At 46.0% G+C, this 13632-nt stretch carries 9 protein-coding genes; 3 read left to right on the forward strand and 6 right to left on the reverse strand.

The genetic code is table 11. The features are described 5' to 3' along the window. Positions 1-2 precede the first annotated feature (2 nt). Positions 3-3515 (reverse strand): helicase-exonuclease AddAB subunit AddB, encoded by a 3513-nt coding sequence (gene addB / locus NSQ50_RS23880; RefSeq protein ID WP_076222947.1) that lies wholly within the window; start codon positions 3513-3515, stop codon positions 3-5. A 731-nt stretch (positions 3516-4246) separates the two neighbouring features. Continuing rightward, positions 4247-5671 (reverse strand): class I SAM-dependent rRNA methyltransferase, encoded by a 1425-nt coding sequence (locus tag NSQ50_RS23885; RefSeq protein ID WP_076222949.1) that lies wholly within the window; start codon positions 5669-5671, stop codon positions 4247-4249. 99 nt (positions 5672-5770) lie between these two features. Between NSQ50_RS23885 and NSQ50_RS23890 the strand changes: the two genes are divergently transcribed. Next, complete coding sequence (locus NSQ50_RS23890; protein WP_076222952.1) at positions 5771-6757, forward strand: Na/Pi cotransporter family protein; 987 nt, start codon at positions 5771-5773, stop codon at positions 6755-6757. Between the two features lie 54 nt (positions 6758-6811). On the opposite strand, the gene NSQ50_RS23895 is transcribed toward NSQ50_RS23890, so the two are convergent. The 4 genes from NSQ50_RS23895 to NSQ50_RS23910 form a co-directional block, all read right to left on the reverse strand. Further along, positions 6812-7642 (reverse strand): energy-coupling factor transporter transmembrane component T family protein, encoded by an 831-nt coding sequence (locus NSQ50_RS23895; RefSeq protein WP_076222954.1) that lies wholly within the window; start codon positions 7640-7642, stop codon positions 6812-6814. Further along, entirely contained in the window at positions 7639-9345 is a 1707-nt protein-coding gene (locus NSQ50_RS23900; RefSeq protein ID WP_076222956.1) for an ABC transporter ATP-binding protein, read from the reverse strand. The genes NSQ50_RS23895 and NSQ50_RS23900 overlap by 4 nt, the downstream gene beginning before the upstream one ends. A gap of 82 nt (positions 9346-9427) precedes the next feature. Further along, positions 9428-9988, reverse strand: coding sequence for an ECF-type riboflavin transporter substrate-binding protein (locus NSQ50_RS23905; protein WP_036683889.1), 561 nt, complete (start codon positions 9986-9988; stop codon positions 9428-9430). Positions 9989-10139: 151 nt separating this feature from the next. Further along, positions 10140-12371, reverse strand: coding sequence for an Ig-like domain-containing protein (locus NSQ50_RS23910; protein WP_076222958.1), 2232 nt, complete (start codon positions 12369-12371; stop codon positions 10140-10142). 209 nt (positions 12372-12580) lie between these two features. Between NSQ50_RS23910 and NSQ50_RS23915 the strand changes: the two genes are divergently transcribed. Together NSQ50_RS23915 and NSQ50_RS23920 are read left to right on the forward strand one after the other, a co-directional pair. After that, on the forward strand, positions 12581-13315 hold the full coding sequence (locus NSQ50_RS23915) for an AzlC family ABC transporter permease (RefSeq protein WP_076222960.1): 735 nt from the start codon (positions 12581-12583) through the stop codon (positions 13313-13315). After that, positions 13306-13632 (forward strand): AzlD domain-containing protein, encoded by a 327-nt coding sequence (locus NSQ50_RS23920; protein ID WP_036683900.1) that lies wholly within the window; start codon positions 13306-13308, stop codon positions 13630-13632. The genes NSQ50_RS23915 and NSQ50_RS23920 overlap by 10 nt, the downstream gene beginning before the upstream one ends.

The following is a 13632-nucleotide window of genomic DNA, read 5'->3' on the forward strand; positions in this document are numbered from 1 at the left end:
ACTCAAGGTGTAGTTCCTCCTTTGCGGGACAGCAGATCCCATATAACGTCCTTCCCTGGCTTACCCAGATTGTTATAGCTGTTGCCTTCCACAGCTTCATCGAACTGGCAGACAGGTCTAAAGGAACAGAATGTGCAGGCGGTCTCCTGCCCAATTCGGTACGGCTCAATCGCCACATCACCTTCTGTAATCCGTGTCCCGATATCCGAAATTGTCCCTCTAACGGAGGATAATAGATGACCCCACTGCTCTGGTGTAGCTACTGAAGCACTGCTATAAAAGCTGCCGTCAGCTTTTACTGCTACAGGCACGATAGAAGAATACCCTTTGTCTAAAGTGGTATCCATCAGGGAGACAACCTCACGATCTGCTGTAAGTAGTCCTTTCATCTTGAAGCGTTTCAACAGCTCTTGCTCAGCCTGTTCCTTGTTCATCCCATTGGATGAGGTCAACAACGGATCATGCACATGGAAATAAAGTGTGCCGGCTGGAAGTGCCGGCTGCCCCAGCCATTGCTCCGAATATGTTAGCAGCACATCCAAATAAGTCAGCATTTGCAGCGATAATCCATAATACACCTCATGCAGCTTGAGATCCTTTTGGCTCGATTTATAATCAATTACCCGCAGAAGAATTCCGTTCTCTCCACGGGCCATATCTACACGGTCAATCCGGCCAACAACCTCCATCACGCAGCCATTTGGCAGCGTAATCCTTAAAGGCGGCAACTCCTTATCCGGTCCAAAGTCCAGCTCCAGCCCTACTGGCTCAAAGCTGCCCCGGCGGGCGTGCTCGCCCAGAATCACAGAAGCACGTCCAACAATATTCTTAAGTTTACGGGAGATGTACCCGTAACGTTTGGAGCTCATTAGGATTTCACCCTGCAACATCGGAGATAGCCGCTCTACTGTCTCACTGGCCTCACGCCGACATTCATCCGGAGACAAGCTGCCCCAGCCCCGTCCCTCTTGTTTCAGTCTTATCGCCATATCACTTAACGCAGCATGGAACAGCTGTCCAATATCAGGTGCTTGCAGCTTATATAGCTGACGCTCCTTCAGTCTTAGTCCGTAGGACGCAAAATGGGAAAATGAGCACGCAACAAATTTCTCCATCCGGGACACACTGCCCCGCAGTGTTGAGCCACCATACAATCTGAGGCTTGTGCCACGCTTTAGCTTCGTTCCCTCATTACGATAGAACAGTGAGCTTAGCAAACGTTCCAGTTGAAATTTACGATTTTCGTTCTTAGTAAACCAGTTATACACATCCCACCATAGCTCCGGAATTTCTGTCCCCTGGCGCCACTGCCGCAGCTGCATAATCAATGCGCGAAGACTCTGTTCTGGTTGACCAATGAAACCGAGATGAATGGGATTTCCGACTTCTGCCGGTAGTCCCGCAGGGGGAAGTGCTGACAAACTATGCTCTTGAACCCTTGGGAACATTCTATGCAAATGCCGGATAACCTCAGAGGGAAGGAGAGCTTTGCCCTCATCATCCGCTGTAGCGTAGCTAATCCAGAGCTTTCGACTTCCTGTCGTTAGCGCATTATAGATCAGAAACCGCTCGTCCAGCAGTTTACGAGAAGCGCCGGGAGCAAGCTCCATTCCAGCATTCTCTAGTACGGAGCGTTCACCTTCCGAGAGAATTCCATCTTCCTTAAACTGCGCAGGCACAACACCTTCATTAAATCCAAGCAAAAAAGCGTATTTAACCCCTGTTGGGCGAGTCCGATCCATATTGCCGACCAATACTTGATCCAGTGCGGGCGGAACTAGTCCCATTTTAAGCTCAGCAAGTCCTGTCTCTAGAACTCCGGTGAACACTTCAAACTCAAGTCTTTCATTGCCCATCATTTCTACTATCTGATCTAGCAGATCAAGTACCGCACCCCACAACTGGCTATGTTCCCTAGCCTTCTCGGGTTGGCCCTTCTCCATAGACTTAACACTGAGTTTCTCCAGCTTTTGTGCAACATCCGTCTCTTCAAGCAGCTTGTACATTGCCGTACATAGTTCAAGGCCGCTTCGGCTTTTCTGGATTCGTTTCTCAAAAGCAAATAATGGACCTGTTATACTAGCACGGCATCGTTCCATAGTAGCAAGCAGTTCATCATCCATCTGTCTGCCGCCTTCCAGCGACAAGCTAGGAATACCTTTCCATGAGCGGCCATCCGTCCAGCGATACCCTTGAATCCCACAAGCCAGCACATAGTTTTCTAAAGCATCCATATCCTCACGTGTAATACTACCGTCTAGCGGAAGCAAAAGCTCCGTCTTTACGCAACGGAATACATCCTCGTAACGCCAGCGACGACGCACTACATCCAGCGCGGAACGTATAAATTCCACTAGCGGATGATGCAGCTCATTTACCTTCTGGTCCAGAAAAAATGGCACTCCGTAATCTTGGAACAACGGTTGGATCAGCTGCTCGTAATCGCCAATATTGCGCATCAATACAGCCATTTCGCCATATTTTGCACCTTCATCACGCGCCAGTCTAGTCATTTCGCGCAGTGCTCCCTCAACCTCTGCTCTGTGCGAAACTGCGGCGCCTATGGATATAGCCTCTCTTGCCAGTTCATCCGCACCTATCCAGGCCTTCCGGCGATCATATCCCCGTTCAAGGTGAGCAAGTACTGGACTTTCTTCAAAACGCGGAAGAACCGTTGGCTCCAGCAGCTCGTCCCACACATCAATGCCCAGCTCTTCAGCTATTCCACGCAGTTTAATGTAAGTAACCGCAGTGGGGTGAAACAATTCAAGCTCATTCAACTGATCTCCATATGGGTAAGGACGATCAATTGTAAGCGAAACGGTCAGCTTCGAAGCTTGCTGCATCAATTCTCGAAGCACTACGAATTCCTGCGGAGTAAATCCATGGAATCCATCTACCCAAATCTCCGCCCCGCGAATATAGGAGGAATCAGGAATATGCTCAGCCAGTTCTGCTAAACGATCCTCTTTATCGATATAGAGACGTGACATTTCCTTCTCTAAATCGCTGAATACCAGCTGCAAATCATCCAGCTTACCCTCAAGAATAGGACTTCTTGCAATAGCTCCTCGCATAACGGACAACTGCTCTTCTAAATCAGTGGAACCCAAACAGCAACGCTTCATCTCCGTGTGCAGTTGGTTCAGACGTTCCACAAAACCCGGTCTGTCTGCTGAGGCACCGAACAATTTCAGTTCCTCTTTGCGACGACTGATGATTTTGTAAATTAACATTTTCTTACCTTCATCACTGATTGGCAGACTTGCACTGCCACCAGTTTCCTGCTTCACACGATAGGCAAGCCGCGAAAAACTCAGTGTCTGCGCCCGAAGGCTTCCCTTCACATTCCCTACGGTCAAAAGCCCCCGTTCTGCTCCAAAAGAACCTTGCTCTGGCACAAGAATAATAATCGGCGCACCAAGCGGTTCCTTCTCTAAGGAAGAAGAGATAGATTCCCATATTTTTGTTGTCTTGCCACTGCCCGAGCGGCCTAGTAAAAAGGTTACCGACATAAATGATAGACTCCTTCCGTAGCGGAGAAAATATATAAATTACAAGGTGAAATATCCACCTATTGATTACACTCCAATTAAAAAAGTTCAGTGATTCCTCGTCCCTTCAGTATATCATAACCACACTAATCGGAACATGTGTTTGCTAGTATTTTCTAATGTTTTACAAAGGATAACAGCTACGAGTACAAATAAAAAAAAGCAAACCTCCGGATTTTGGCGGCTTGCTTTTTAGAGTGTTTAGTTTGTTTTTAATGCCAGATGTGCAACGTTAGATTAGAGCTGCCAATGTCGGAGCATAGGGTCAATGTTAGACTGTTCGGTGTTCAGCGTTCAGCATCCAGCGTTCGGCATTCAGCGTCCAGCGTCCAGCATCCAGCATCCAGCGTTCGGCATTCGGCATTCAGCGTTCAAATTGCACATTTTCGGCTAGGCTTGTTTCATTAATTACTTACGGACCCAGGAGCCGTTATTCGTGGATTCAGTGCTGTTTTGGCAACTTTTCGGACCCCATTGACGCTATTCTTCGAAAATGTGTTGCATTACGGGTGTTTTAAGAGCAATAGCGCCTTTGGGGTCCGTAAGAATTCAATAATAGGCTGTTTACGCTAAATAGAGTCATCTGAGTCCGTTGGCAACTACTTGCCTTACAGTCGACTCACGGCCACCCTACGTCCAGCCCTTTTATCCTATTTGTTACTTGGCACTGTAAACCTTTTTGACCTTCAGGCTTATTTTTTACTCCGCACTTCAAAAATCGCAAACTTCAGATAGTGTCCTTCGTTAACGCCAAGTATTTGTGGGTGGTCTTTGCCTGCGGCCCGCCATTCCACAAGTCTCAACACCTTGCCAGCATCTTTAGCTGCATCGGCAATCGTTTCGAGGAACAGATCTGGCTGCATATGGTAAGAACAGCTTGCGGTAACCAAATAGCCGCCTTCGTTCACCAGCTTCATGCCGTGCAGATTGATATCCTTGTAACCACGGCAAGCGCCAGCTACTGCACTTTTGGTTTTGGCAAACGCCGGAGGGTCCAGGATGACTACATCCCAAGTTCTTCCTCCACCTGCCGTCATCGGCTTGGATGTGTCGGTTTTGGCTGTTTTGCCTCCGGATTTAGGATTTGTAGCAGCTGCTGCCGTCTCTGTTCCACTTGCAACTGTCGCCCGTTCAGAACGTTCCTCTAGTCCTTTAACCTGATTCCGTAGATATGCAAAAGCATCATCCACTACGAATTCAACACGATCGCTAAAGCCGTTCAGCTCCACATTCACTTTGGCACTCTCAATGGCATGCGCTGAAACATCGAGGCAGGTTACTTTTTTCGCGCCATACTTGCAGGCATGCAGCGTGAAGCTGCCCGTATGTGAGAAGCATTCCAGCACTGTCGCACCGTCCCAATAAGGGAACGTTACATGTTTACCGCTCTTATTAACTGGCAAGGTCTGTAGCGAACCCTCCTCAGTTTCGATTTCCTGCAGCGTAATGCCGCTTCGTCCTCCCCAGCCTTTCATGAGCGGAGCAATGGAAGCTCTATTCTCACGTTGGTCAAAGAAGTAGCCAGTCTTCTGGCCTTCTTCAATATCAACGACCAGCTTCAGGCCATTCTCACTCACAGTTACATGCCGTGGACACTCCCCATACAGCAAACCCGTTGTCTGCTCCATACCTTCAAGCTCGCGCACACTAACATCACTGCGCTCATAGATTCCGCGCGGTGCCATAACCTGCACCAATGCTTCGACGATTTCTGCACGCCGCTTGTTCATTCCGAGCGTAAGCAGCTGCACAACCAAAATATCTCCGAATCGATCTACAATAAGCCCCGGCAAAAAGTCCGCTTCACCATAAACCAAGCGATAAGCATCCGCACCCGGAAGGAACCGATTTCTGTGTTGCAGACAATTCGCAAAACGTTCTGCAAAAAAGGCTGTATCCATGATCGCAAGGGGTCCCTGTGATACAATTCTTACCCGAATCTGTGACGCTGGATTGTAATATCCCACGGCCAAAAATCGGCCCTGATGATTAAGGACATCTACTAATCCCCCCGCTTCCGGATTTCCTTCTACCGATGCGACTTCACCTGCATAGACCCATGGATGGCCCTGTTCCAGTCTTTTTTTGCGATTGCGTTCTAAAATAACCGATGGCAATGACTTCAACTCCCTGTTTTTCTAAAAATGTTTTTATACATGTCCCATGCAATACATTCATATATTGGTGTACAACCCTCGTCCAAAGGAGTATGCCCTATGTTCAGTGATTTGCTGTTCCCTATCATATATGGTCTTGTTATCTTTCTAGCCGGCATGAAGCTGATGGAAACGGCGTTGTCCAAGCTAGCAGGCCCTCTATTAACTACAAGTCTAAATAGAGCTACCTCAACACCTATTAAAGGAATGATTGCCAGCAGCCTGTTGTCTGCCTTACTCCAGAGCAGTACTGCTGTAACGGTGTTGACTATCGGCATGGTCAATGCCGGCCTGCTCACCTATGCCCGCACACTTGGCATTATCTTGGGCAGCAACATCGGCACCACATTAACTACAGAATTGATCGGACTTCAGATCAATACCATGGCCACCCCCTTGCTGGCAGCCTCGCTCAGTCTGTGGGCAGCGGCAGTTATTGCAGGCGAACTGCCGCCTACATCGCGAGTGGCAGAGCTCTGCCACAAAATATCCCCGCCACTGCAATTTATCAGTCTGGCTATATCAGGCTTCGCCCTCGTCCTATGGGGGATCGCTGTCATGCAGTCTATCGGCGGAATACTTCAGGAAAGTGGCTTATTCCTCTGGTTCCTAAACCATGCCGCTACAAGTGCCCTATGGGGGCTCGCCGCTGGAGCGTGCCTAACAGCCCTGCTCCATAGCAGCGCTGCTGTCATAGCTATGGCTATGAGCATTGCCGCCTCGGGTGCCATGCCGCCTGAGCTAGGTATAGCCATAGTGCTAGGCGCCAACGTAGGCACCTGTGTCACAGCGGTCATCGCTTCCATCGGCGGCACGCCATCCGGCGTCTTCGTCGCTTGGTCCCATGTTGCGCTTAATGTAGGCGGTGCACTACTATTCTTGCCCATGATCGGGCTGCTACAAGCAAGTGCAGCATGGATTGGTGGAGGCCCTGCTTCACAAATCGCCCACGCCCAGACCATTTTCAACGTAGTCTGCTCACTTCTAGCACTGCCATTATGTTACCTGCCTATATGGACAAAACTGGAAAAACGTCTTCAGTCTTAGCTTAAAGGTACCGTTTTTTTATACCCCAGCTTTCCACAACTGTACTATTATACTTCAATCGAAAATATTATAAAACCGCGAACCGTCGTAAAAAGTGATCACCGTCGAGAAAATTCCAATCAGCGCAAACAAAGCCAATGCAAAATAATCGTCTCTCGTGAACGGGCGACTGCTATACCAAGTTCGTTTTGTCTCAGTGCCAAAGCCGCGCAGCTCCATAGCGGTACTGATATTTTCAATTCGCTCGATACTAGTCAAAATTAGGGGCATCAGAATCGAAATGATATTTTTTAGCCGCTTAGGCAGCTTTTCTTTTCTGGAAAGATCTATTCCCCTTGCTTGAGCAGAAAACGATATATTCTCATAATCTCGTTGAATATCCGGAATGTACCGCAGAGCCAGCGATACAGAATATGCAATTTTATAGTTCACTCCAACTCTGTTTAAGGATGCTGCAAATTCACTGGGATGGGTCGTTAGAAGAAACAATAGTGCCATTGGAATGACCACTGCATATTTGAGGGCAATATTGAATTGATAAAATAGCTGCTCCCAAGTTACCGTATACCGGCCTGCAATGTGCATAATATCATGACGTGTACCGTAAACACGTACGCCCTCCAAAGGAGAAAAGATAAAGATAGCTATATGATTAAGCAAAAAGAAAATCAAGATGAAATATAATACGAAAGCATAATCCTGAAATTGGACTTTGGAAATTCTAAAGGCAAGCAAACTAAATAACAGCATCACAATTAGACATCTTGTATCATATGTAATCATCCCCGTCACAGACCACACTACAAATAAAATCAACTTAGTAGCGCCGGTAAGACGGTGAATAGGTGAATCCTGCTTCGTAAATGTTAACATTTTGGCCTTCATCCGCCTCGGCTCCTCCTATCATACGCAATGAACCTTCTAACGAACTCCTCAGGTTGTTTCAGTTCAGCTTTTACAGCTAGGGCAAAAAGCGAGGTTTCTTTCAAGTTCGCTTTTTTTACCACATCAGTATTCGTTAATATTCGCTCAGGGCTATCATCCGCAAGCTTCACGCCATCAGCTAACACTATAGCTCTATCGGCATATTCCAGCATCAAGTGCATATCATGCGTGATCATAATGACCGTCATCCCCTGCCCCCGCAGCATCAAGAGAAATTCCATCATTTCGTTATAATGCCTGTAATCCTGAGCAGCAGTCGGCTCATCCAAAATGATCACTTCCGGCTCCAGTACCAGAATGGCGGCAATCGTGACCCGTTTCTTCTGGCCATAACTAAGCGCCGAGATAGGCCAGCTGCGAAAAACATAAAGTCCGCACACCTTCAAGAGTTGATGGACACGTTCACGAACTAGCTCCTCAGAGCAACCTCGGAGTCTAAGTCCTAGAGCGACCTCGTCATATAAAAGTGTCTTAGAAATCATATGGTTGGGATTTTGCATGACAAAACCGATCCGCTCTGCCCGCTCCTTAATCGTGTCCTGAGCAATATCGCGCCCATGCATCCGTATCGATCCGGAAGTAGGTTTATAGAAGCCACAAATAAGCTTGGAAACTGTAGATTTTCCAGCTCCATTTCGCCCCGCTATACAGACCATCTCTCCTTTATGAACACAGAGATTGAGCTTATCTAGCACCTGCTGATTTTTTTCGTATCCAAAAGAAATATCGCTAAGCTCAAGGATGGGTGGGCTATCCAGCTTATCCTGGCGTGACTGATTGCACTCATACCAGATCTTTAGTTTATTAGAACACGCCTCCAACTCTATATCGTTCACATGCTGCGGATTCATATTTGCTGTAATCGAACATCCGGCATACTTTAAAGCCGTTAAATAGAGAGGTTCCCGAATGCCAACTTCTGAAAGTAGGGTTGTGCTCAACAGTTCTGCAGCCGGCATATCCGACACAATACGTCCTTCATGGATCACAATAATACGATCCACTGCCCGATGCAGCACCTCTTCAAGACGATGCTCGATCATAATAACGGTTTTACCTGTCTCTTTATGCACTCGATCAATAAGCTCAATCGCTTTTATACCGGTATAAGGATCTAAGCTTGCCAGCGGTTCATCAAAGAGCAGGATGTCCACATCACCTACCAGAACACCTGCCAAGGTCGTTTTTTGCTTTTGTCCACCCGATAACTCCTGAGGAGAAGAAGCCAGAAATTCATGGATATCCACCGCTCTTGCGGCAGCCGCCACTTTACTCTTCATTTCTGTCTGCTGAACCACATGGTTCTCTAGACTGAAGGCGATATCCTCACCAACCGTTAATCCTACAAATTGTCCATCCGGGTCCTGCAATACGGTACCCAGCTGATTGGACAGCTCTGCAATACTCAGATCCTTCTGCTCCTGGCCCATAATCCGTAATGAACCTGATATTTCCCCACTGTAAGCAAAAGGAATGAGACCATTAATACAATGAGCAAGTGTACTTTTCCCAGAACCTGAAGGCCCCACGATAAGCACCTTTTCCCCTTCAATAATCGTTAAGTTGATCCCCTGCAGTGTGGGTTCCTGCTGCGCCCGATATTGAAAGCTGAAATCCTTAAATTCAATCATTACTTTTTTCATCCGAGACCTTCCTCTGGGTTAATGTGAAGAGAAAAAAGCCGGTGATTTCCACCGGCTTTTTTAGCTTGGATTTGTATTCCACTCAAGCTTCTCTAGTTAAGCTGCCCTGTTTTGTTCTTGTCTTAGCATACGCAATGGCTAGTAAAGATCCGATCACTGCCACCGAAGCTATATTTAATGCACCTGCGGTCAGTCCTTGCGTAAATACTTTATTTACGGGTTCTGCATAGATCAGAATATCCAACACCGGGGCTACAAGGAACCATGCTACAGCATTCGCTGCAATCTGAGCCAGATTAAAGCGTATTATTTCCTTTCGTCCGAATTCCCCGTCATGAATAGCGATTCTAGCTACTAACAAGCCAATAACCAGCCCTACAATGCCAGATGATATGACCCAACTGAACCATGGCGATCCATAAGATATCGTATCCTTCAGGGTATGCCCGATCAGGCCTATAAATAATCCGGCAAACGGACCGTACAATAGGGAGAACAATGCCAGTAATGCGTATGTAGTCTCGATGTTAGTGTTTGGAATACCCGAAGGAATCGAGCCGAATCTCCCCAATATAACGAATAAAGCAGAACCAATACCAATCGCTACAATCGTCTTGATCGACAACACCTTTTGTTTTGCCATGTTCTCATCTCCCCCAACGCATCTATTATGTTTTATGTGATTATACATCGGAATAGTCGGAATTACTATAGAATCCAAATAAAAAAATCTGCAAAGCAACATAATGTTGGCTTTGCAGATTCATAGTTGATTATTCAGATCCTATTTTCTATTACTTCACTGTCACTGTCACTGATACCGTAACTGTCTTGCCGCCTAGCTTTCCTTTAATGGATGTCGTTCCTTTACTCACAGCTACAATCTGACCGCTAGCAGATACTCTCGCTACAGAAGGCTTGGAGCTGGTCCATACCGCACTTCCAGTAACAACAGCAGTCTTACCAGTATCATACTGTGCAGTCACGACTACATTCTGAACGGCTCCCGGAGCCATTTTCAGTCTGCTTTCATTAACGGTTAGCTTTGTCAGTTTAGGAACTACAGTAATTTTGACACTAGCAGCAATCCCTTGGTAAGATCCTGTCAGCGTAGCAGTACCTTCTGTTACTGCTTTAACGGATGTAGCTTTAACCGTAGCAACCGCCTCATTCGAGGACTGCCAATTCATACTGCTGGAGACATTCCCCGTTTTACCATTAGAATAATAAGCCGTTACCTTTATCGCTTTAGAGCCTTTAATGTTCATTTCGATAGCAGTAGGTTCTACAACAAGCTTAGTAACCTTTTGTTCAATGGTAACTGGGATACTGATGGTTTTATTGGCGTAAGTTCCCTTTAAAGTAGCAGAACCCTTCACCAGTCCTTTGATTACCTTACCGGAAGTTGTTGTCTTGATAATTGCATTCGTACCGGTAAGCTCCCATTCCATAGTTCCAGTAGCATCAAGTTCACTGCCGTTTTCCATCACAGCTTTCACTTCAGGAACAGCCTTCTCTTCACCAGTAACAATCACCAGATTTTCTTCTGGTCCAAGCAAGACAAGGACTTTATCTTTCACTGTAACCTTTACTTCAACACTTTTTTCTCTTACAGCTGTTTTTGAAGTCGTTGGGTTTTCTGATTTTATTTTACCGATAACCTTCACAATACCTGCCGATTCAGCTACAATTTTACCGTCTTTAATGGTGGCAATCTCATCATCCGCAGAGGTCCACTCGATATCACTGCTAAGATCTAGCTTTGTTCCGTCAAGCTTTGTACCGTTTACTTTTGGAAGGCTTACGGTGTCATCTGTGTAAAGCTCCAGTTCCGTCTTGTCGGCTTCCAGTTCTGTAATCGTAGGATAAACTGTCAGCTTAAAGCTTTTATTAATTCCTCTGTACTCTGCTTTAATAACCGAAGTTCCCACTGCTTTAGCAGTCACTGCCGCGGTATCGCTACCAGGCGTAACGGTTGCCGCCAATTGGTTATCCGAAGTCCATACTGCGCTGCCTGAAATATTCGGAGTAGAATTCGCAGCATCGCGAACCTCAGCCTTAACGTTCAGGGTTTCACCCATAAACAGGAATTGATCTCCTGTAGGAGTAAGTAGTAGCGCTTCATAAGGAGCACGTACATATACGTCTACAGTTTGTGTAATCCCCAGATAGGATACTGTAATTACAGCTTTACCAGCAGACAACACTTTGATCTCGCCTTTGTCTACTGTAGCTACACTAGCACTAGAAGAGGACCATTCCGCTTTCGCTGAAATATCATTTGCGCTGGATTTTGTAGTTTCTTTAGTCTCTGCAACCAATTTCAAAGGTGCATCTCCAACTAGCATCTCTAGTTCTTTAACGATTTTGTCGTCATGTTTAAGCTCAATTTCAGAATAAGGCAATTTCACTACAGCCTTAAAGGTTGCTGTTAAGGTCTTGTATTTGGCAGTGATCGTTGCTGTACCTTCACCAGCCAAAGTGATCTTACCTTCTGCAATGGTCAATACGCTTGTGTTGGAGCTGCTCCAAGTAGTATCAGCCGTTACATCCTTAGCAGAAGTCGCTGTTTCTCCACCAATCGCATTGGCTTTGACCAGCAGTTTATCCTCATCATCACCCAATTTGTAGTTCCCTTCAGAACTATATTCGAGCTTCAGTTCTTTAACAGGATGTGCTACCTCAACTTCAATGGTAGCAAGTGCATGATTATAAGTCGCTGTAATAATAGCTTTTCCACTGTCTATCGGAGTCAGCAGGCCATTTACTACCTTTACAGCGTTTGTGTTAGAAGAATTCCATACCACTGCACCTGTCACATCTCTTTTAGATGAGGACCCTTCCACATTCGCATATACCTTAAGTTGCTTTGGCGTTTGTCCAACCGTAAGCTCTACTTTAGCTGAGCTTTCGAATTCAATCGAGTTGATATCGCCGGTCGCTGCAAAGACACTTACCGGAAAAACCGCAGTAGCTAACAATATCATGATGAGGAGCATTTTCGTCATTTTCCTGTACACAGTCATTTGTTCTCTCCCTTAGGCTATAATGTCGTTCGGTGGTTTATCCCCACACTCTTTTACTTATATCGACAATTGTACCCTAAGTGTTTACCCCCTGGCTCTATAAAGCGAAATTCGGGACTTTCAGACTAGATAATACGGTAAAGGTTGATCAAAATATTAGGAAGTAATATGCTAACTACTAAATTCTTTCTTGAAACAAGGGGGCTACGATGAGTGCAGAGAACGTCCAACTAGAAGCAATCCCGTCTCCTAAACAGGAAGATAGCTTCCTTAAAGGGGTAAAAGATTGTATTCCCACACTACTAGGCTACTTAAGCATCGGACTTGCAGCAGGCGTTGTTCAAAAGACAGCCGGACTCAGCATTGCTGAGATTGCCTTAATCAGCTTGATTCTTTACGCGGGCTCCGCTCAGTTTATAGCTGCTGGAATGATAGCCGTTAGCAGCTCGCCTGCGGCCATTATCATTACGATATTTATCGTGAATCTTCGCCATATTTTGCTTAGTGCAGCTCTTTCTCCTTATTTCCGCCATCTTTCCCCACTGAGAAATATGCTGGTTGGTTCTTTATTGACTGATGAGACCTTTGGAGTTGCCATCAATCAAGCTTTGAATAAGCAGCAAATCAGTGAAAAATGGATGCACGGTCTAAATCTCACAGCATATTTAAATTGGTTTCTTGCGAATGTAGCGGGAGCTTTTTTAGCCCAGTGGATCTCAGACCCTGATCAATTCGGTTTGCAGTTTGCCTTACCTGCGATGTTTATTGGCATTCTTGTAATTTCCATGATTGACCGTAATAAAATCAAACTAGATTTGGTTGTCGCAATCCTTGCCGTAATCATAGCAGTAGGAAGCTCTTTCCTATTCTCCAGTAATGTTGGAGTGATTATCGCTACAGTTATTGCGTCAACGATAGGGATGGTGTTTGAAAAATGGAAGTGAGATGGGATGTATTTCTGATCATTCTAGGAGCAGCTTTTGTGACCTTTATTCCCAGGGTGGTTCCGCTTATGATCCTTAGCCGGTTTGAATTGCCAGAATGGGGAATGCGCTGGTTAAATTATGTTCCTATCTCTGTTATGGCGGCATTAATAGGTCAGGAGATATTTTTGAATGATGGAAAATTTTCGTCTTTAGCTAATAACATTGAGCTTTTTGCGGCATTGCCTACTTTTTTGGTTGCGATAAAAACCCGGAGCTTGCTAGGCACTGTACTGGCGGGGATTGTTTCAATCATGATCCTACGGATGTTTTTTTGA

This window comes from Paenibacillus sp. FSL R10-2788 (assembly GCF_038003885.1).
Taxonomy (GTDB): domain Bacteria; phylum Bacillota; class Bacilli; order Paenibacillales; family Paenibacillaceae; genus Paenibacillus_AQ; species Paenibacillus_AQ odorifer.